The organism is Candidatus Methanomethylophilaceae archaeon, assembly GCA_017524805.1.
Classification (GTDB): Archaea; Thermoplasmatota; Thermoplasmata; order Methanomassiliicoccales; family Methanomethylophilaceae; genus Methanoprimaticola.
The window spans coordinates 1-21,141 of sequence record JAFXUX010000020.1 but is presented as its reverse complement, the minus strand read 5'-3'; the positions used below and the strand labels follow the sequence as shown (position 1 = coordinate 21,141).

The 21,141-nt window shown below is 56.1% G+C and carries 17 protein-coding genes and 1 tRNA gene; 14 read left to right on the top strand and 4 right to left on the bottom strand.

Annotation, left to right across the window (positions count from 1 at the left end):
* Positions 1–238: 238 nt before the first annotated feature.
* Positions 239–1,078: a DUF368 domain-containing protein gene (locus tag IKP20_04295; protein ID MBR4504175.1), complete on the bottom strand. Its 840-nt coding sequence runs from the start codon at positions 1,076–1,078 to the stop codon at positions 239–241.
* Between the two features lie 93 nt (positions 1,079–1,171).
* On the opposite strand from IKP20_04295, the gene IKP20_04290 reads away from it, so the two are divergent.
* Positions 1,172–1,663, top strand: coding sequence for an RNA-binding protein (locus IKP20_04290; protein ID MBR4504174.1), 492 nt, complete (start codon positions 1,172–1,174; stop codon positions 1,661–1,663).
* Positions 1,664–1,684: 21 nt separating this feature from the next.
* Here the strand turns inward: IKP20_04290 and IKP20_04285 are convergent, their stop codons facing one another.
* Positions 1,685–3,136: an RtcB family protein gene (locus IKP20_04285; GenBank protein MBR4504173.1), complete on the bottom strand. Its 1,452-nt coding sequence runs from the start codon at positions 3,134–3,136 to the stop codon at positions 1,685–1,687.
* A 56-nt stretch (positions 3,137–3,192) separates the two neighbouring features.
* A tRNA-His gene (locus IKP20_04280) sits at positions 3,193–3,266 on the bottom strand.
* A 237-nt stretch (positions 3,267–3,503) separates the two neighbouring features.
* On the opposite strand from IKP20_04280, the gene IKP20_04275 reads away from it, so the two are divergent.
* The 3 genes from IKP20_04275 to argF all read left to right on the top strand — a co-directional run bounded on the left by IKP20_04275 (position 3,504) and on the right by argF (position 7,728).
* Positions 3,504–5,654 carry a hypothetical protein gene (locus IKP20_04275; protein MBR4504172.1) on the top strand — a complete coding sequence of 717 codons (2,151 nt, stop codon included), beginning with the start codon at positions 3,504–3,506 and terminating at the stop codon, positions 5,652–5,654.
* A 365-nt stretch (positions 5,655–6,019) separates the two neighbouring features.
* Positions 6,020–6,682 carry a hypothetical protein gene (locus tag IKP20_04270; GenBank protein ID MBR4504171.1) on the top strand — a complete coding sequence of 221 codons (663 nt, stop codon included), beginning with the start codon at positions 6,020–6,022 and terminating at the stop codon, positions 6,680–6,682.
* A gap of 125 nt (positions 6,683–6,807) precedes the next feature.
* The gene (gene argF, locus IKP20_04265; protein ID MBR4504170.1) at positions 6,808–7,728 is read left to right on the top strand and encodes an ornithine carbamoyltransferase; all 921 of its coding nucleotides are present in this window, start codon (positions 6,808–6,810) and stop codon (positions 7,726–7,728) included.
* 21 nt (positions 7,729–7,749) lie between these two features.
* Here the strand turns inward: argF and IKP20_04260 are convergent, their stop codons facing one another.
* Positions 7,750–8,514 (bottom strand): ribonuclease H-like domain-containing protein, encoded by a 765-nt coding sequence (locus tag IKP20_04260; protein ID MBR4504169.1) that lies wholly within the window; start codon positions 8,512–8,514, stop codon positions 7,750–7,752.
* A gap of 121 nt (positions 8,515–8,635) precedes the next feature.
* Here IKP20_04260 and IKP20_04255 point away from each other — a divergent pair, with 121 nt between their 5' ends.
* The 10 genes from IKP20_04255 to IKP20_04210 form a co-directional block, all read left to right on the top strand.
* Positions 8,636–9,142: a hypothetical protein gene (locus IKP20_04255; protein MBR4504168.1), complete on the top strand. Its 507-nt coding sequence runs from the start codon at positions 8,636–8,638 to the stop codon at positions 9,140–9,142.
* Positions 9,143–9,170: 28 nt separating this feature from the next.
* The gene (locus IKP20_04250; GenBank protein ID MBR4504167.1) at positions 9,171–9,893 is read left to right on the top strand and encodes a metallophosphoesterase; all 723 of its coding nucleotides are present in this window, start codon (positions 9,171–9,173) and stop codon (positions 9,891–9,893) included.
* A gap of 187 nt (positions 9,894–10,080) precedes the next feature.
* Entirely contained in the window at positions 10,081–11,118 is a 1,038-nt protein-coding gene (locus IKP20_04245; protein ID MBR4504166.1) for an MtaA/CmuA family methyltransferase, read from the top strand.
* Between the two features lie 107 nt (positions 11,119–11,225).
* Positions 11,226–11,936 carry a DUF169 domain-containing protein gene (locus IKP20_04240; protein MBR4504165.1) on the top strand — a complete coding sequence of 237 codons (711 nt, stop codon included), beginning with the start codon at positions 11,226–11,228 and terminating at the stop codon, positions 11,934–11,936.
* Between the two features lie 286 nt (positions 11,937–12,222).
* Positions 12,223–13,551: a coenzyme-B sulfoethylthiotransferase subunit beta gene (gene mcrB / locus IKP20_04235; GenBank protein ID MBR4504164.1), complete on the top strand. Its 1,329-nt coding sequence runs from the start codon at positions 12,223–12,225 to the stop codon at positions 13,549–13,551.
* Positions 13,552–13,626: 75 nt separating this feature from the next.
* Complete coding sequence (mcrD, locus tag IKP20_04230; GenBank protein ID MBR4504163.1) at positions 13,627–13,998, top strand: methyl-coenzyme M reductase operon protein D; 372 nt, start codon at positions 13,627–13,629, stop codon at positions 13,996–13,998.
* A gap of 2 nt (positions 13,999–14,000) precedes the next feature.
* Complete coding sequence (mcrG, locus tag IKP20_04225) at positions 14,001–14,774, top strand: coenzyme-B sulfoethylthiotransferase subunit gamma (GenBank protein ID MBR4504162.1); 774 nt, start codon at positions 14,001–14,003, stop codon at positions 14,772–14,774.
* Positions 14,775–14,779: 5 nt separating this feature from the next.
* Positions 14,780–16,438: a coenzyme-B sulfoethylthiotransferase subunit alpha gene (gene mcrA / locus IKP20_04220; GenBank protein MBR4504161.1), complete on the top strand. Its 1,659-nt coding sequence runs from the start codon at positions 14,780–14,782 to the stop codon at positions 16,436–16,438.
* 5 nt (positions 16,439–16,443) lie between these two features.
* Positions 16,444–16,719: a DUF2098 domain-containing protein gene (locus IKP20_04215; protein ID MBR4504160.1), complete on the top strand. Its 276-nt coding sequence runs from the start codon at positions 16,444–16,446 to the stop codon at positions 16,717–16,719.
* Positions 16,720–17,128: 409 nt separating this feature from the next.
* On the top strand, positions 17,129–21,141 hold a 4,013-nt coding region (locus IKP20_04210; protein ID MBR4504159.1), incomplete at its 3' end, for an InlB B-repeat-containing protein.

The window sequence follows — 21,141 nt, the reverse complement described above, 5'->3', positions numbered from 1 at the left end:
CGGAGGCGATTGGCCCTCGACCCCGAGATATCATTCGCGATATTGTGGCTGGACGGATGCCGGCAGAGCCGCAAAAGGTTCTGAGACGTCTCAATACGGCAGTCATCCGTGTTGCTGAGGGGCTTCCGCACTTTCGGGCACCCCCTAGTCTTTTTTAAATACCGTTCTTTTGATGATTGTTCTGAGGGCATGTGAGTGCATCCAACGCTGTGCTCTCTGGCGGCAGCACGCAATCCCTTCAATCCCTATCCCCGCTGCCGTCGATCCCTTCTTTTCTGTATCTGATGGCGAGACGTCTGAGGGCATATCCTGCGGCGAATCCTATCGCGATCCCGGCGATGGCCAGCAAAATATCGTCGGCGTCAGATACCATTGCGCAGGCGCTTATGAGGACGGTGGCCATGGAACCCACCGTGAGGCCCATGATGGCCCCGAAAGATGTCGTCCTGTGCCTGTCCAAGCATATTCTTATCGCTTTTGTGAGAAGAATGGCTGTCACCAAGGCTCCTGCGATCATCGGTGCCAGATAGACGAGGTTAAGCCCGGAGACGGCCGCAAGGAATGCGTCGTAAAGCCCCAAGGCGACCAGCACGGTGGATCCGCTCACACCCGGCAACACCGTGGCGACAGCGTATATGGCTCCGATCAGAAGCATGGCCATCATCGAAGGCTCAGTGCTTCCCGTGCCTCTTATCGGCAGGAGCGCAAGTATGGCGGCGAATCCTATGGCGAACGCGATCCACCATGTTTTCCCCGCAGGTTCGGACCTGCCTTCCATAGCTTTGACGTCGGGGATCTGGCATAGGATGAGGATGCCGAAGAAGAACATCGCCGGCATCTCCCACTTGAGGATCACGTAGTCCAGGAAAACGGAGCATGCGAACAGCCCGACCATGATTCCCACGGCGACGACGGCCATGAAACGGATGTCAGCGATGAGGCGCCTGATGCTGGATACGGCCAGGATCACCCTTTCATAGAGGCCGAATATGACCAGCATCGTGGATCCGCTGGCTCCGGGGAGGGCGGATACGATACCCACCAGGGCTCCCACCGCGGCCGTCGTCCAATCCTTCATGGGATGCGGTATCCCGAATCCGCTTTAATAGTATGGGAGGGAAGCCTTGGCGATAGGAAATACTATACCAGCCGGAATCCATCAGGCAGCGAAATGGCAGACATAATGATCCGCAAGAGGAAGAGGATGAGGTCCAAGGAGGTCAAAGCCCTGTCCTCCGAGCTGGAAGGGATTCTGGGCGTCCCGGTGTTCTCCGAGGACGATCCGGTCGATATGGCCGAGAGCTCGGATTTCAGCGTGATATTCGTGGGCGGGGACATATACGGGATCGTGAAGGACGGGAAGCCTTTTCTGACTCTGAGGGGGATAATGAAATACAGGCCCGCAGCCAGATACGTCACTGTGGACATGGGCGCCGTGCCGTTCGTCGCCAATGGGGCGGATGTCATGGGCCCCGGGATACTGGAGGCGGACCCGTCCATAGCCGAGGGCGATCTGGTTTGGGTGAGGGACGTCAAGAACAATGCGCCCCTGGCGGTCGGGATCGCATTGCGCTCGGCCGAGGAGATGGGAGCGAAAGCCCCCGGAAAAGCCATCAAAACCATACATTTCGTCGGCGACAAGCTTTGGAAAGTCGGCGAATGAATGCCGGGGGAATTCCCGGCATCATCCTTTTATCACTCCGAACGGGGTGAGCTTGCATACTTTGGCGGTGAGCCCTGCGGAGCATACGACTTCGATGACTTCGTCCACGTCCTTGTACGCTTCTGGGGCCTCTTCCAGGACGCCTTCGTCGGAGCCATGCCTCAGGTAGATGCCCGCGTCGTCCATCTCTTTCCTGACGCCTTCCACCGTGAGGCTTCCGATCGCTTTCTTCCTGGACATCAGCCTGCCCGCTCCGTGGCAGGTGGATCCGAAGGTCTCCTCCATCGCGCCTTTCCTGCCGGCCAGAACGTAGGTTCCCACGCTCATGTCGCCGGGTATGATGACCGGCTGGCCGTAGTCCCTGTACCTCATCGTTATCTCGCTTCTCCCGGGCGCGAAGGCGCGGGTGGCCCCTTTCCTGTGCACAAGGACATCCTCGTGGTGGCGGTCGATGTCGTGCCTCTCTTTTTTGGCGATGTTGTGCGCCACGTCGTAGACGACTTCCATGCCCATGGATTCGGCGGAATCCCCGAGGATCCTCTCGAAGGACTCCCTCGCCCAATGGGTGATCATCTGCCTGTTCGCCCAGGCGTAGTTCGCTCCGCAGCACATCGCTTTGTAATACTCGTCGCCAAGCTTGGAATCCAGCGGCGCGCAGGCGAGCTGCCTGTCAGGGAGCTTCACGGAATTCTGCTTGACGTAGCGCTCCATCTGCTGGAGGTAATCCGTGGCTATCTGGTGCCCGCATCCCCTGGACCCGCAGTGGACGGTGATGGTGACCGTCCCCTCTTTGAGTCCGAAGGCTTTGGCGGTTCTCCCGTCGAACACCCTGTCCACGACGTCCAGCTCCAGGAAATGGTTGCCGGATCCGAGGGACCCGAGCTGGGGGAGACCCCTTCTCAGGGCTTTGTCGCTCACCAGGGAGCTGTCGGCATCAGCCATGCGGCCGCCTTCCTCGGTGACTTCCAGGTCCTTTTCCCATCCGTACCCGTTTTCTACCGCCCACTCGGAGCCGTTTGTCAGGATTTCCGCCAGCTCCTTGTATCCCACATGGGTGAGGCCTTTGGAACCGAGCCCGGAGGGGACGTTCCTGTACAGCTCGTCCACGAGAGCGTTCTTCTTGTCGCCGATGTCGTCGATGGTGAGATCGGTTTTAATCAGGCGGACGCCGCAGTTTATGTCGAACCCTATCCCGCCGGGCGAGATGGATCCGCTTTCCGCATCCACGGCGGCGACCCCGCCGATCGGGAACCCGTATCCCCAGTGGATGTCGGGCATCGCCATGCTGCTGCCGACTATGCCGGGTATGCATGCGACATTCGCAGCCTGTTGCGGGGCGTTGTCGGAGCGAACCTGCTCGATCATGCCCTCGCTGGCGAAAATCACGGCGTTGGTCCTCATCCCAGCCGATTCGTCTTTCGGAATCTCCCATCTGTTTCCGTCGATCTTTCTGAGTCTGCCTTCCCAAGCCATGCTATCACCGCTGATGCTTCGATCGGTATATCCATAAAATATCGGGTACTCAGAAGGGCCGGGACCGAGATTTGAACCCGAGTCAGGGGATCCACAGTCCCCTAGTCTAACCAAGCTAGCCTATCCCGGCCATGCTGCGAAATCCGCTATCAGGTTCCCTTACATAAACCTTTGTCCTTTCTGCTGGGCAGTCCGGCGCCGATCGGTAGCGGCCCTGTTTTTCGGCGGCCGCGGACAGAGGGCCATCCAAAGGCTTCCTCAGCCATTCCCAGCCGTTTCGGTATAGGGTTCGCCTGTCCAAATTCAGTACGAAAGCATCAGCAGATTGGGTATTGATTGTTAAATACAGATAATAAAATAACCGCGTATGGAAGATGAACTCAGAGCGCCATCGGCAGATGAGGAGAACTCTCCCAGCGAGGAAAAGGATGCGGCTCCTCCCAAGAAAGCCGCCAAGAAGTCCGTTAAGAAAGCCGCCAGGAAAGTCCGGCCGAAAAAAGTGTCTGAGGACAAGATTCTGTGCGATGAATTGCTTTGCTCTTCTTCTCCCGAGGACCACTCCAAAGCGTATGAGATAGCTTCCAAACATTTGGGCACCCAATGGGGCAAATACTATGCTTTCCGCATGGAATACCTCGGCATTGGGACGGAGCGCAACACCAAGAAAGCCATGAAAACCCTGCACACAGGCACGCCGCTCCTCAGAAGGCAGGGGAGGTCTCCGATCCTGTTTTCCATAAATCCGGCCATCTTCGATTACAGCAAGATCGTCATCTGCGGTTCGCCCGAGGAATTGCGCGTCCTGTACTGCGTGTGCTTCGAATATTCTGTCCGCCCGGATTACTACAAAACCGATCCCGGCGCCAAGGTCTTGGATATCATGGGGGAGGAATGCCCCAACAACAAGGAGTCCAAATGCTACATAATGTTCGATTCAGCCAAAAGGAAGTATACCAAATCCACCAAATGCTTCTATTACCACCCGTCAACGGAGGATTACATCCCCGACGAGAGCTCGCTGCTCTTATTGGATAGCAGGCTTGCGACCAAGGACCCCACGGTCCGCGCCGAGGGGAAGATCAAAGAGAATCTGGAGAAGATTCTGGCCGCCAAGGGATGCTCCGGAAGGAAATGCGAGGTGGTCGTCCTGAACCCGGAGATACATTCCAGGCAGATGCAGGTATCGGATTTCGACGGGCCGGTCTTCCTGGATCAGCGCCCGTTCAACGAGGCCGGCCTCTACGTGTCGACGCATAGGAAAAGGGTGGACGCCGTAGGTTCCTTGGAACTTATAGACATCATGTACCGTCTCGGCCGCGCCTTATACCAGAAGTTGAGAGCTTTAGGCGGAAGGGCGATCATGTGCTCCTTCCCGCATATGGGGGACAATTTCAGATGGCTTTGCAGATACGACGGCCTGGATTACTCGGATGTTACTTTCGTCGTCGCCGAATCGTCCGCCATGCTCCCGAAGCTTCTGGGGGTCAAGGGCACCGTGATATCTCTCAAGGATTCCAGATGTCTCCGCATGTACAACTCGATGCTGGCCGAGCCGGACGATTCCTTATTGGTAGTCCCGTTCAGGCCGCTTTACCCTGCGGCCGCCTATTTCTACGATTACCAGACGAACCTGGCCACCGGAATATCCAAGCGCCTCCATGAGCCCGGTCTGATAGGATTCGAAACCGAAAACGGGGAATTGCCCAAGAGAAGCCGGTTCAGGAATTGCCACAAGATCCTTCTCAATCCGTACGGGAATTCGGTCATGCACAGGTCCGCCGTAGAGAGGGACAGGGACGACAGGATCATGAGGGCTCTGGCGCGTTTGCTGCTTAAAGAAGGGTTCGAAGTTTATACCAACGCGCCGTTCCCCGATCAGAAGCTTCTCCTCCACACCAAGAGGTATTCGGCCTCCGTGGAGCAGATGGTCCATGGGATTTTCGAGTTCGATCTGGTGGTCACCGTCTTCACCGGATTCATGGAGGCTCTCATCCCGACAGGGTGCAACTTGGTTGTCCTCGGCTATTCCAACGGCGACACCAGGGGCTCGATGGCGTCCCGTTTCGGCTCCGGCAGCTACTGGGAGTTCAATGTCCTGGAGGATAAGCCCATCAGAATCGTCATGAAGGTTCTGAAAATCGCGAGAGAGGTATCCGGCAACCCCTCCGAGGATACGCCTATGCCTACCAACCTGATGACCCTCAAGGAAAGGGCGCAGGCGCTCTCAGGTTTGGAGATAAAAGAAAGTCTCCTCGATATCGTCGTGAATTCCGTCTGCAAAGGCGAAGTCGAAGACGCAATGAAGGAAGGGTCCGACGATCCGCTGGAATGCTGCGTGATCGCGAGGTTCCTGGAAAGCAGGGGCGAAGGCACGGATGTAACCGATGCGGTGTCATGGTACGGCAAAGCGGCCGGAGCCGGGGTCGCATGGGCTTCGGAAAGGGCATCGACTCTTGCGGCCGATCCGAACGAGAGCAAGGCCGCGATCAGAAAGGCGAAAGAGAACAAAGACTCCTGAGCCGTCGAAGGCCTCCATCACAGTTTGGAGGCCGATCCTCCCATTTTCCGTTGGTACCATCGCAATGCCATGCTTCCATATTGTTGCCATTTCCGCAGTAATTATGAGGTTGGATATATCATTTTAATATGTAAATCAGAGAATTTTGCATAGATATATAATCCAATCCTACGGTTTTCGTACCATTACCTTAATAGTTGGCTTGCAGATAATTGTGTATGATTAATGACGCTGAACAGCCAGCAGCTAAACCCGCATCCAAACCGGATGGGGTGAGCGATCAGGGCGCGTCCGTCCAGCGCTCCACCAGGAGACAGCAGACTCAGCGTCCTCAGTATAGGTGCAAAGTCTGTTCATATACCTGGATGGCAAGGCGTTGCAGGAAGACTTCGAGCGGCGGAGAAGTCTATGCGAAGCCTCGCATATGCCCCGGGTGCCATTCCATACTATGGGACCGCGAAGATGTGGTCAAGAGGACCTGCAAAAGGTGCGGATACACCTGGTTCTCATCCATGAATCCCAATAGGTGCCCCCAATGCAGAACGCACAGATGGAATGAGGACAGGAACCCTTGCAAATGCAATTTCTGCGGATACGTGTGGGAAAGGAAAGTAGACAAGATGCCTAAGACCTGCCCCAACTGCAAGAGATTCGTCTGGAATGAGCCTACCGAGAACCATAGATGCGTGAAATGCGGCGCGGAATTCCCTGTCCGCATCAACGTTCTGGGGAGATGCCCGTCATGCGGGAGCGTCTGCTACCATTGCGTCTGCAGGGATTGCGGGCACAAATGGCTGGACACGACCGGGAAACATCCCAAATTCTGCCCCGAGTGCGGCGCCCCGTTCAAAGACCCTAAGCGCAGCGAGATGCGCAAGAACACGTTCAAGAAGAAACCGTCGGTCAGAGACGGCGACGAAGAGGCGATTGAGCTCCTCAGCAAAGGCGGGGAGGTCATGGAAGTGGCCATGAAGACCGGCCTTTCGTTCGAGCGTGTCAAGGCCCTCAAGATGCGCATGAACGATTGAGCGCCATACATACCATATCTGTCCGTGTGCGCATCCAGCCAACAGGTACGTACACGGACAAATTATCTTTCCAGTGTCTTTTTTTCTCCGTCACCGTTATATCCGTTCCGATTAATCAAGCGCCCATGGCAAAAAGGGATCTCATTTCCGTTGTCGACATGAAAGACGAATGGGCCAATATGGTCGATCTCGCCATCAGGCTCAAAGCCGAGCGCGGACACCATGGGGACCCCCTCAAAGGGAAGACCCTGGCCATGATATTCGAGAAGCCGAGCACCAGGACGAGGATATCGTTCGACGTGGCGATCACCGAGCTCGGGGGACACGCCCTCTACATCGACGAGTCCAAGATGCAGATGGGAGTCCACAGCGAGACCGTCGAGGATACCGCCCGCGTCATGAGCCGCTTCGTCCACGGGATCATGTACAGGGCTTACGACTACAAGATGATGGACAAATTCGGCGAGTACGCCACCTGCCCGGTCATCAGCGGCCTTGACAATCTGGAGCACCCCTGCCAGGCTCTCGCCGACATGGTGACGATCAAGGAGAAGCTCGGCGGATTCCGCGGCAAGAAGCTCGTCTATCTCGGCGACGGGAACAACGTCTGCAATTCACTTCTGTACGCCTGCGCGATAATGGGCATCGACATGGTCGCCTGCTGTCCCGCGGTCAGGATGCCAAACGCGGAGATCATGTGGAACGCCACCAAGATCGCCGAGGCCAACGGCTCCAAGATCATCGCGTCCCACGAGCCCGAGAAGGCCTGCATCGGCGCCGACGTCCTTTACACCGACACCTGGATCTCCATGGGCGACACGACCCCCGAGGCCGAGGCCATCAAACTGTTCCAGATGTACCAGATCAACGACAAGCTCCTGGCAATCGCCAACCCCGACTGCATCGTGATGCACTGCCTGCCCGCCCACAGGGGCCAGGAAGTCACCGCCGAGGTTATGGACGGGCCCCACAGCGTGGTCTTCGATCAGGCTGAGAACAGGCTCCACGCCCAGAAAGCGGTGCTGTACACCCTTCTGAAGGATTGAAACATCTGAGGGGGAGACCCCTCATTCCCATATGTACCCGGCGTAATCGGTGACAAGGCGGCGGTAGATTCTGCCGGCGATCTCCTCGAGGTTGACGGTGTCCGCCCTGTTGTATTCCCTGAGGATTTCCAGCGCGTCCTCGTCTCTGTGCCTTTCCCATTGGTGCCACAGCCGCACTGCCATGGCTCCGTCCACGTCTTCTATGTCGTCGCTCCTCGAAATACCCATCTCAATCTCCAGCGGTTTCAGGCCGCCTCTGTACCCGACTTTGCGGGAGGCGAAGCGGAGGTCATAATGGGGGAGGTCGAAATCGACGTTCGGGAAGCTGTTCCTTAGCACCGGGACATCAAAGCAGCTTCCGTTGAAGGTCACGAGCATCTTAGCCCCGTCCAAGGCGTCGGAGAGGGATTCGGCGTCGAGATCGATGCCTTCCGTGAGCGTAGTCGTGCCGCTTTTCCTGTGGACGGTCACGACGGTCACCAAGGAATCCCTGCTGAGTCCGTCGGTCTCGATGTCAAGGTATGCCGCGCCGTCCCTGAATCTGTCGTACATCCGCCAGTGCTCCGCTTTGGGGATCAGATCCCCGAGAAGGGCCGAATCGCCGGCGTCCAGGAGATCCAGGGCCTGCATGACGATTATGTCGTCCTTTTCCTTCGAGCCGCTTTTGATCCCGGGGACGTCCGGGGACGACAGGAACTCGTCCCAGGTGCGGACCCCGGATTCCCAGATGCTTCTCTCTTTCTTCTTCCCGACGGAAGGCAGCATCTGGAACGTATGGTCGATCATGGGCCGGGATATGCCGATAACGGTTATAGTTTCATCCTGAGGCAGCGTTCGAATACACGTTTTCGGGCACAAGCCCAACCTTGGGTTTATATCTCCAATGGCGATACAGCGATGTGTTGCTATGGCCAATGAATCCTCTCAGACCGTTCTGATCTATGCAATCCTGGTGGTATTCCTCATGATGGGGGTGGCAGCGATGGGTTTGATGAGCGTGATGATGGATGACAAAGATAAGGATTACAAGGCTTCCCACGATTATTCCGTCTCGGGGACGTACATGGGCTATGGCGCTTCCGGCACCGGCGAGTCCAAGTACATAAACGAGTCCCAAAGGGAATATATGTACCATTTCACCGTCGAAATCGTATACGGCGAATCCATGGGGACCATGGCCTTCGACGTCATCTGCGGAGATGACAAAGTTCCCGTGGAGATATACACGAAAGGCTCCTCCGAAACCATAGGCGGGGCCGACTGCGTCTGGTGGTCGTACACTCCCAATCCTATGCTCTGCGAATTCGCCATAGATTCTTCGATGGTGGTGCACCAATTCAAGCTGACGGCTTCCGACGGTTCCTGGGCTCTCGTCGGGGATTTGGCCGACGGCAAGCGATGGGAGCGCAAATGAATTCTAAGACCACGCTTTTCGCTGGGACATGAGATCGCTGGAGATCCTTCCCGGTGTGCGCGTGACATCCGACAGGTGCCTGGTCTTGGACGAAGGCCCCACAGTCGTACTCGGCGATCTGCATCTGGGATACGAGCGCGCCCTGGAGAACGAAGGCGTCTATCTCCCGAGGATCAACACCGATTCCATCCGCGATGCCCTCAACGACCTGATATGCAGGCATGAGCCCGAGCGCATAGTCCTTCTCGGAGACATAAAGCATGATTTCAAGCGTTCCGGGTGGGAGGAGAAGAACGAGATCAAAAAGATTTTCGCGCTCCTCACCGAAGCCGCCGAAGTGATCCCCATCAAAGGAAATCATGACAATTACATCCAGAACGCGATAACGGATATGGGCCTTTTAGCCGCGGATTACGTGGATATCATGGGGTTCAGGCTCGAGCATGGGCACGTGGATTCCGGGGTGAGGCCGGTGATCATAGGGCATGAGCATCCTTCAATAAGGATTCCGGGCGCCGTCGGCGGCAGTCTGAAGATACAATGCTTCGTCCACGCCAAGTCGGACGGCGTCATCGTGCTGCCTCCGTTCAGCCCGTTCGCTTCCGGGAACGGTCTGGTTCTGGATGAAAAGGCTATGATGGCGCCCGCCCTCAGAAATGCGGATTTCGCTTCCGCAGACATCTACGGCGTCACAGATATAGGTATAATGAAGCTCGGGCGCCTGAAAGATCTCTCGGACATCAGCATCTGAATGGGATGTATCATCCATTGGTGTTCGTTTATGTCCACTCGCTTTTCTTGGACTATGGATTTCTCTAAATAATAATTATCAAAGTCAGCGATTTTATTGCCGATATAGTGTTCTTATCTGCGGGGATGTGTTCATCTCTTAAATAATAGGAATTCGATGCCCAATCCAAGGAGAAAAATACATGTCGATGACTCCTAGAGAAAGAGTACTTGCAGCAATGAAAAAAGAGTCCCTGGACAGGCCTCCGGCGGCCATCTTCACCCAGTCCGCCACCCTCTCCCAGATGGACGCCTGCGGTGCAGCCTGGCCCGACGCCCACAAGGACGCCGTGCTCATGGCAAAACTCGGAGCGGCCCAGGCCGATTACGACGGATTCGAGTGCGTCAGGGCTCCCTTCTGCCTTACCGCCGAGACCGAGAGGCTCGGAGCGACCGTCGCCGTCGACAAGAGAGACGCCAACCCCATGGTCAAGAAGCACCCCTTCAAATTCGACCCCATGTCCGGCGAATACGACGACCCCGCTTCCGTCCTGATGTCCCCCGAGGAATTCCTCCAGGGAGGAAGGCCCGCAGAGGCAATCAAAGCCATGGGCCTCCTTAAGAAGTCCCACGGTGAGAAATACGCGATCGTCGCCGGAAACACCGGACCCTTCACCCTCACCGGAAACCTCGTCTCCGCCGAGAGCATCGTCTTCGGAATGATGATGGATCCCGACCAGGTCGAGAAATGGGTCTCCGCCATCAACCCCATCGTCAAAGCGTACACCAACGCTCTCCTCGACGCTGGAGCCGATGTCGTCCAGTGCTCGGAGCCTTCCGCGTCTGTGGACATGCTCGCCCCCGACATGTTCGACGGTGCCTCCGGAAAGTTCGTCCGCGAGTCCCTTGCTCCCTGCCCCGCCAAGGAGAAATACACCGTCCTCCACATCTGCGGAGACACCACCCAGATCCTCGACCACATGGTCGCGACCAACACCACCGGAATCTCCATCGAAGAGAAGGTCGACCCCTACAAGGCCGTCGAGATGGTCGGAGCCAAGACCGTCCTCGTCGGAAACGTCGGATCTGTCAGGCCTCTGTTCCAGGGAACCCCCGCGGAAGTCGTCGAGGGCGTCAAGAAATCCGTCGACGCAGGCTTCAACGTCATCTCGTCCGGATGCGGTATCGCAGTCGCGACCCCCGACGAGAACATGAAGATCTTCGCCAAGACCGTCAAGGGCGAGTGATTTCGCTATCCAAGTTCCCCTTCGGGGGAACCCACTTTTTTTAACACCTCTAAACATTTTTGATTACCACGCCATTCTTTTAATTCTGCCGTCGCGATTGCTGTCCCATGTCAGATATCCTGGATCGCAACGCTGAGTACGCGTCCGTCATGAAAGAGGTTCTGAATCTCCGCGGAGAGCCGGTGGCCATAAAGCTCGTCAAAGAAGGCGAGGAATACCCCGCAGGCTATTCCGCCCCCGAGTCGCAGATGAGCCATTGCCAAGCGGTATTCGCGGCCAAGGACGGGGAATCGCTTCTGATGCCTTTGGAGTCCCAAGGGTGCAAAGTAGGTTCTTCTGCCCTCGGCATGAATGCCACCCCCGAGAAAGTGGCTACCGGGGAGTTCCATGCCAACATAGGGATCCATGACACCCAGGCAGCCGCCGAAGAGATGATCGCCAAACGCGTGGCGATGCCGGACAACAAAGGCGAAGTCGTATGCCCGCTCAAAGACGCTGATTTCGAGCCCGATGTCGTAGCGATCATCGACATTCCCGAGAGGATCTATTGGATCGTCCCCCTCTCCACCGCGGCCGGCGGGGGAAGGATGCAGTTCAGCACATCGCCGTTCCAGTGCGCCTGCGAGGACGTCACCGCCGTGCCGTTCATCAGCGGCGCTCCCAATGTTTCCCTCGGCTGCTTCGGATGCAGGAAGAAGACCTCCATGGCCGCCGACGAATTGGCCTGCGGAATCCCGTACAGCCTGATTCCCGGCTATGTCCAGCGCCTCAAGGAAAAGTATTCCTCCGGCGTGATGCTGAAGGCCAAGCGCGATTGAGCCAGTAGCATCACAAACCTTTTTCTTATTATTTCTTCTGTCATGTAGTAAATACAATTATGTTGGCGGACTGGTCCATAGAAATAATTAAATATTATCTATGAAACTAAAACTGTGATTCCTGCATTTTTTTGCCGCCACTAAATACGCAAAAACCCTTGAAAACCGCTTCAAAAGCCGTTTTTGCCATGGTTTTATATGCAGTGACGCGTTTATCCCGTTTGCAAGGGGTATGCAGGGTTTCGAGAGAAATTCTGCAGAATATTGTTGAAAAAGGAGGTATGAAATGCCAAAATACGAGGACGTAATCGACTTGTATGACGACTACGGAAAGCGCATCGCCAAAGACATTCCGTTGGAAGCCATCAGTCCATTGCGCAACACTGCGATCAAAGAGATCGTCTCCCTCACCAAGAGGACCATCGCAGTCAGTCTGTCCGGTATCGAGAAAGCTCTCAAAACCGGATCCATGACCGGCGGAGGAGTCATCATCCAGGGAAAAGAGCTCGATCTCCCCATCGTCGACAGCGCCGACAAAATCGCGGCCGCAATCAAAGAGAAAGTCCAGGTATACGACGGAGACGGGACCATCGTCAAAGTCAAAGGGAAGAACATCATCGTCGTCGTGCCTGAAGAGAGACTCAACGCTGGTATCGAGTACACGACCGGATTCACCGCTGCAGCCGCAGCAACCACCGAGGCCATCATCGATCTTTTCGATGTCCCCATGTACAAAGCCAACATGGTGAAAGCCGCCGTTTGGGGAAGATACCCCCAGACCATCACTTTCCAGGGATCCAACATCAAATCCATCCTTGAGGTCCCCCAGAACAACGAAGGCGCAGGATTCGCCCTCAGGAACATCATGGCCAACCACGTCGTTTCCCTGGTCAACAGGAACGCGATGCAGGGAGTCGCTCTCTCCGCCATCTACGAGAACTGCGGTTCCTTCGAGATGGGAGACGCCATCGGTAACTTCGAGAGGGGCGCCCTTCTGACCCTTGCTTACCAGGGCCTCAACGCCAACAACATCGTCTACTCTCTCGTCAAGAAGAACGGAAAGACCGGAACCGTCGGAACCGTCATCGGATCCCTCATGGAGAGGGCCATCGACGACGGAGTCATCCATGTGAAGAAGACCCTTCCCTCCGGATACAAGATCTACACCACCGACGACCTCCCCATGTGGAACGCCTACGCTTCCGCCGGAATGGTTGCCGCAGTCATGGTCAACGTCGGAGCCGCAAGGGCCGCCCAGGGTGTTCCCGGAACTATCCTGTACTACAACGACCTGCTCGAGCACGAGTCCGGACTCCCCGGAGCTGACTACGGAAGGTCCGAGGGTGTCGGAGTCGGAATGTCGTTCTTCTCCCACTCCATCTATGGAGGAGGAGGCCCCGGTCTGTTCCACGGAAACCACGTCGTTACCAGGCACGCTAAAGGTGTTCTGATCCCCGCCGTCACCGCAGGAAACTGCCTGGACGGAGGAACCCAGACCTTCTCCGCAGAGGCCACCTCCGGACTCTACAAAGAGGTCTTCGGAGACATGGAGCAGTTCAACAAACCTATGCAGTTCGTAGCCGAGGCTGCAAAGAAGGTGAAAAAGAAACTGTGAGGTTCCTGTATCATGTCAGCACCTATCAAACCAGCCGCAGAGTATTCCGGGAAGCCCCTTCCCGAAGTCCAGATCATAACCAACCGCCTGCTCAGCGCCGACACCACGGAGAAGCTCCTGAACGCCTTGGACAAAATCCCCGGCATCAGGCAGATCAACATGACCGGCGAGAGCCTTCCGAAGACGATCAACAGCGGGCCCGGAAAAGGCCACGACAACAATCATTCGGAAAGGAAGATAATTCATGTGGGCGGCGAGGAAGTCGAGCTCCGCTATCTGGTCGGTGGATTCTACATCGAGCTGGAAGTGGAGGACGACGAGATCCTCGAGGCTAGGCTGGACCAGATAAAAGCCGCATGCAACGAGAACATCGAGCACGGCTATACTTTGCAGGTAGGTAGGTACTCAAAATACAGGCCCACACTTCATGATTATAGGAGTGCATAAACATGGCATATGAGAGACAGTTCTATCCTGGTGAGTCCATCCCCGCCAAAAACAGGCGCAGATACATGAACCCCAAGGTCAAACTGAAGAAACTTCGCGACGTCGCTCAGGACGATGTAGTCAGGATCATGGGGCACAGGAACCCCGGAGAGGATTACAAATCCATCCACCCTCCAATAGAGGAAGGAAAAGAGCCGGACTGCCCCATCAGGAAACTCGTCACCCCCATCGAGGGAGCGAAACACGGAGACCGTGTCAGGTACATCCAGTTCACCGACTCCGTCTACTTCGCGCCCATCTCCCCCTACCAGAGGGCATGGATGTATCTCTCCAGATACAGAGGAATCGACACCGGAACCCTTTCCGGAAGGCAGATCATCGAGGTCCGTGAGAGGGATCTCGAGCGCATGGCCAAAGAGATGATCGACAACGAGACCTTCGATCCCGCCCTCACCGGAATCAGGGGAGCGACCGTCCACGGACACGCATGCCGTCTCGACGAGAACGGACTCATGTTCGACGGCTGGCAGAGGTACGTCTGGGACGCCAACAAGAAAGAGGTCGTCTACGTCAAAGACCAGGTCGCCATTCCCCTCGACAGGAGGATCTCCGTCGGAAAGCCCAGCACCATGGCTGACCTCAAGAAGAGGACCACCATTTTCAGAGCCGACGGCGTTGACATGAGAGATGACAAAGAGGTCACCGAGTACGGACTCAGGATCCACAAACTGAGGACCCTCGGCGGATACCAGCCCTGGAAGGTTAAGGGAGAGTGATTACCATGGCAGGAAAAGAGAAGCTGTTCATGGATGCATGCAAGAAGAAGTTCAAGGAAGAGCCTACCGACATGTCCACCAAGTACTACTGCTACGGTGGATGGAAGCAGTCCAAATCCAAAGTCGAATTCCAGAAATCCGCCTTGGAGATCGCCAAGAAACGTGGCATCCCCATGATGAACGAGGACATCGGAGTTCCGCTCGGACAGAGGAGCTGGATGCCCTACCAGCTGTCCCACACCGACATCTACGCCGAGGCGGACGACCTGCACTGCGTCAACAACACCGCTATCCAGCAGGCCTGGGACGACATCAGGAGGACCATCCTCGTCGGGCTCGACTCTCCCCACCAGACCATCGAGAGAAGGCTCGGAAAAGAGGTCACCCCCGAGACCATCAACCAGTACCTCGAGACCGTCAACCACACCATGCCCGGAGGAGCGGTCGTCCAGGAGCACATGGCCGAGGTCAACCCCGCGCTCGTCTACGACTCCTACGTCAAAGTCTTCTCCGGAGACGACGAGCTCATCGACGAGATCGACCCCAGGTTCGTCATCGACATCAACAAGCTGTTCCCCAAGGCCCAGGCCAAACAGCTCAAGAAAGCGATCGGAAAGACCCTCATGCAGGCTGTCCGCGTCCCGACCATCGTCGGAAGGCTCATGGACGGAGCTACCGTCTCCAGGCACGCGGCCATGCAGATCTCTATGGCTTTCATCTCCTCCTACAAACTCGCGGCAGGAGAGGCAGCCATCGCAGACTTCGCATACTCCGCAAAGCACCAGTCCCTCTCCATGGGAACCATGATGCCCGCCAGGCGTGCCAGGGGACCCAACGAGCCCGGCGGAATCCCGTTCGGATACCTCGCCGATATGGCCCAGTCCGACCGTGTCTACCCTGACGACCCCGGACGCGCCGCCCTTGAGGCCGTCGCCCTCGGAGCGGTCATCTACGACCAGATCTACCTCGGCGGATACATGTCCGGAGGAGTCGGATTCACCCAGTACGCCACCGCGGCCTACACCGACAACATCCTCGAGGACTACGTCTACTACGCCATCGACCAGATCAAAGACAGGTACGGAGGATTCTGCAAACTTGACCCCAAGAACATGGATGAGGTCATGAAACTCGGAGACGACATCAACGCCTACGCTCTCGAGATGTACGAGAGATACCCCGCCATCATGGAGACCCACTTCGGAGGATCCCAGAGGGCAACCGTCGCCGCCGCTTCCACCGGTATCGCCGGTGCGATGGCAACCGGTATCGCCGATGTCGGACTGAACTGCTGGTACCTCTCCATGCTCCAGCACAAAGAGAGGACCGGAAGGCTCGGATTCTACGGATTCGACCTCCAGGACCAGTGCGGTTCCGCCAACTCCTTCGCATACAGGTCTGACGAGGGTCTCCCCATGGAGGTCCGCGGACCCAACTACCCCAACTACGCCATGAACGTCGGCCACCAGTCCGGATACACCGGTATCCCCAAGGCTGCCCACGTCGCACGCGGAGACGCCTTCACCGCCAATCCCTTCGTGAGAGTCGCATTCGCCGATCCCGCTCTGATCTTCGACTTCGGCAACATCACCAAGGAAATCGGACGCGGAGCCCTCAGGGAGTTCCAGCCCGCCGGCGAGAGAAGCGCAGTCATCAAAGGCTGATATCCTTGCAGATCGGAGACTTTCAGAAGTATGTTCCGACGGCGACGGTCGGGAAGGTCACGGACATCCGCGAGAGGGACGGCAGAGTCTGGGTCAGGCTTGACTTCACCGATCTCTACTACGACGCGTCCAGCCTGATACCGGCAGACCCCTCGGAATACATCGAGGTCTCCTTCAAGGAGCGCTCTTCGTATGAAGGGGGCATGAAGTCCGTGGAAGACCTCGCCAGGGAAGCCGAGGAGGTCGACATAACCGACTTCATGCCGTCCGGAGGGGGATAAGAACCCCTCCCAAACCATTTCCAAACCCCTTATTTTTTCTCAGACTTTCCCGGATCCCAGCCATAAACCATCCCCATCTTTTTCCGGGCTTGCCATCGTCAGCTGCGGAGGTTTGACCGCTGTCGAACATCCAAGCATATAGTTCGTTTATCGTCTTACATCTATCAAGGTCGGCTGTCGGATATTCAGGCAATCGGCCGGGATCTGTCCGCTTTTGCACATTCTGAAGCGGAACTCTCCGTCCTTATCTTGTATTATAATAAGACAGAAGTCCATTTGAATGTTCGGCATTAGCCGTATTTTTTGATGAGGATTCATCATCATCGGCGAAATAATCATCTTTAGAAGGGATAGGTTTTAATTCGGTAGGATGTATAAGTTACCGAGGTTAATTATGAACCTAAATGCAATGGAGAAAGGAGCGGTCAAAAGCATAGCACTTGTGGTGCTGCTTCTGGCCGTTCTGGCAATCGCCGTGCCGGCGTTTTCCGAGGATTCGGATGCCGGCACTGTCATCACTGCCCAGGGGGACTGCGGCGACAGCGCTGCCCCGGGCATTGTGACATGGACAGATGAAGAAGAAGCCGTCGGGCTGACGCCCGCCGCTTTCTTCACCGGCAAGGCCGCCGGCATCACCGTGAATGTGATCGCTGCGGCCGGCGCCTTTGACCAGAAGGTCGAAATGGAACTTACTCCGATCTATGATTCCGCTGTGCTGGAAAAGATCGCTGTGGGCGTTGAGGCCAAGGCCCAGAACGTGACTGCCATCGACATCGCCTTCGTCAACGCGGACGGCGATGAAGTCGAGCCGCTGGCTCCGATCAAGGTGGCTTTCATCTCTGATGCGATCGGCGAGACTGCCAAGATCGCTCACCTGAACAACAACGGCAGCATCGAAGTGATGGATGCCGAGATCGGCGACGGCATGGCTGCTTTCGAGTCCGACGCTTTTTCGGTCTACGCTGTGGTCGACGCCCGCCTGCTGGTAGAATTCCGCTATCCGGACGGAACCCTGATCGCTTCCATGTACGTCAAGAACGGTGACAGCCTGGGGCAGCTCATTTACGATCCCGGTGTCACCCTGGACGATGGCGTGTTCTTCCGCGGATGGACGGAAGAGCAGAATTATGACTCCACGACTGAAGCGCTGACCATCGCGGACATCAGAGGTCAGCTTGCCACTGCTGTTCCCACGGAAGGCGGTGTCGATGATGACGTCACCTTCACTTACTACGCCATGCTGTTCAGGTCCTATGAGATCACCTACTTTGATGATCATGAAATTGTGCTGGGCCAGGAAGCCGTAGTCTTCCGCGCGGACGATACCGTCGACACCCACCAATACAAAGTCAATATGGCCTATACCGTCCCGAGCACCGAGTTAAACTTCGAGGGCTGGCTGGTCATCGACGGCAGTAGCAACATCGTTGGCTATGTAGAGGGCACGACCCCGCCCTATCAGAACAACGATATCATCAGCATCAGCGGCGATGTCGATTTCGGAGTCAGCGCTCCCAAAGGCCACTGGCTGGTCTTCGATGAAAACGGCAAGGGCGCCACGTATAACGCCGCTCACTTCTACAAGGCCACCGAAAGGACTAAAAAACCCTGTGAAGACGAAGAAATGACCCGCTTCGGCTATACCTTCGGCGGCTGGTATAAAGACAAAGCCTGCACAGACGGCAATGAATTTACGTTCGGAAGCACGCTGACCGAATTCACCACCATCTATGCCAAGTGGATCCCCAACGAAACCGCCGGCTATACCATCCTGATATGGAAACAGAAAGTCAGCGCTGCCGGCGGGACTTTTTCGACGGCCAATTATGACTTCGCGGCATCCTATACCGGTACGGGAGCAGTTGGCGCCAGCATTGTCGACATGATTTCTATAGGCACATTAGGTGATCTGAAGTTTGTGACGTTGGGCGGTACTCGGTACGGCGGCGTACAATCAGTGTCTTCCGGAACAACCACGGATCCGTTCACCGGTTTCACGCTGAACGAGGATGAGCTCACCGATGCCGAAATTGCCGTGGACGGCAGCTCCGTTGTGAACATCTACTTCGACCGCGTAGAGTATACTCTGAAGATGTACGTTACGAGAACGAATGCTAACGGAGGCCAAGTACGTGGTTCCAGCAGTTATCAACAAGGGGGTCAGTATGGCGGCAACTGGAGTACCACTCTTTCCAATATAACTCAGATCAACGGCTCCGCTCCGACAACCTTTGATACGACTAACAATCTAAGGTATTATTACTACTCCATCACCGCGTATTATGGAGCGGAGATTACGACCTGGCCGGAATATGCCGACATCACCAGCCGCCCTGAGTTCGTCAGCTGGATTCTGATGCCGACCGCAAAAGCCTTTTTGGCTACTGCAAACACCGTCAAGGGAACCATCAGCATTATGGACGAACAGGTTCTCGGCAATCTGTCCGATAAAGACGGCAACTATCTGACCGCGCGCTACTCTAACAACAATAACGACTGGACTTACTATATCTACTTCGCAGATGCTCAAGGGCGCTATCCGGATGATAATCAACCCAGCAAGACGATAGTGCTCAGGTCCTCTGACTTTAGCTCAGACGGCCAGTATCAGCATCCGCCGGCCTATAATGGCTACACCAACGATAGTAGCATGACCAAATCAGGCGCGAGACCGTACTTCATGCGTTATTACTACATGCCCAACGAGTACGAAATCAACTTCATGGATGGTGTCTATGTAGACGGTAACGGTAGCCAGATCGGGACCGGCCAGAGCCAGATCGAGCTCGTTACCGGCATCGTTTACGGTGCTGATGTTTCTGATTACAACAGCCACGAACCGACTGACGTTCCGGAAGGCTTCGTCTTCGAGGGCTGGTATATGGACACAGCCTGTAATCAGCCATTTACTTTCGATAATATGCCGGAGGGCGGACTGACCGTCTACGCCAAGTGGCGTCAGATCCAGTACCGTGTATTCCTGCATCCGAACTATCCGGATGCCGCCTCTGGCGATATCAACTGGGGTAACTCGGAACAGGCAATGAACTTCCGTGTCAGCTACGGCGGAAAGATCAGCTCCCCGACCGGCCGTCTGAACGGCTATGAATTCGTCGGCTGGTTTACCGATGAAGCCTGTACACAGGTCTTCAATGGGAATGCGATCGTGCTGAATGAAGATACGGTCACGGCGGATTATGACAAGGATACCACCCCTACCGATCCATATGATATAAACGGCAAATACACCGGTGACCCAAATAACATTATTAATAGCGATAAAGAAAATGGCCGTTTCTGGATCACCAAGAAGTATGACGTCTACGCTAAGTGGCGCACTGTTCTGGACGGCGCTTCCGGAATCGGCGTCAGCTACAATCTCAACGGTGGCACTGGCTCGGTTTCCGACACCAACCTCTATGTCGATGGCGCTAGTTCTCTGGGCGCGGCGGCCGTCAATGCTCCGGCCGGCCAGAAGTTCGCTTACTGGGTAGTGCAGAAGTGGGACGTCGACGGATATGTGGATACCAACATCAAGGTCTTCCAGGACGGGACCTTCGAGGTCAAAGCGGAATTCGCTAAGGTTGAAGTGATCACCAATCCTCAGACCGATGACACCAACAAGTACACGGTGCAGCTGAAGGCGGTCTATGTTGACAAAGGAGTTCCCTCCTTGGCACAGGTAATCTATTGGTTCAATAACGATGGCACCGACGCCTATGAGGATAAGAATTTGAAAATCAACGAAGGCGTGGACATACACAATCCGCAGGCCCGCGAAGGCTATACTTTCCTCGGCTGGGCCAGAATCGACATCAACGCTGAGACTTTGGAGGAGGCCGCGGAATGGGCGGTACTTCCTGCCAGCAAGACCAATGAAAATCTGGGTGCCGGCGATCTGTATCTCTATTACATCAACAACAAATATTATGTGGACAGCACCGCCGACACCAAGGCCACTCAGGTTGCTGCTGATTTGGTCCGTCCCTATAACGCGATGTATGCAATCTGGGAGATCAACAAGTACACCGTGACCGTCGTCGCCCAGCCCGAGGGCTACGGAACCGTCTCCGTCGCCAAGTTCGAGAACGTCCCCTACGGGACCTCCCTGAGCGCGTCCGGCGCGACATTCACCGTCGCCGGAATCGGCAGCTCCGTCGCCACCGCCACCGCCACCGCGGCCGGCGAACAGTACAGCTACGCGTTCGTCGACTGGACCATCCCCTCCGAGGCCGTCGGCGGAGACGTCACAGTCTACGCCAACTTCTCCAGGGCCGTCAACAAGTACACCGTGACCTTGGTCTCCTCGCCGGAAGACGCGAAGACCTTCACCCCCTCCACCTACGAGGTCGAGTGGGGCACCGCGATCTCCGCCGACGGCAAGACCCTTACCATAGGCGAGGGCCAGGCCGCGATAACCCT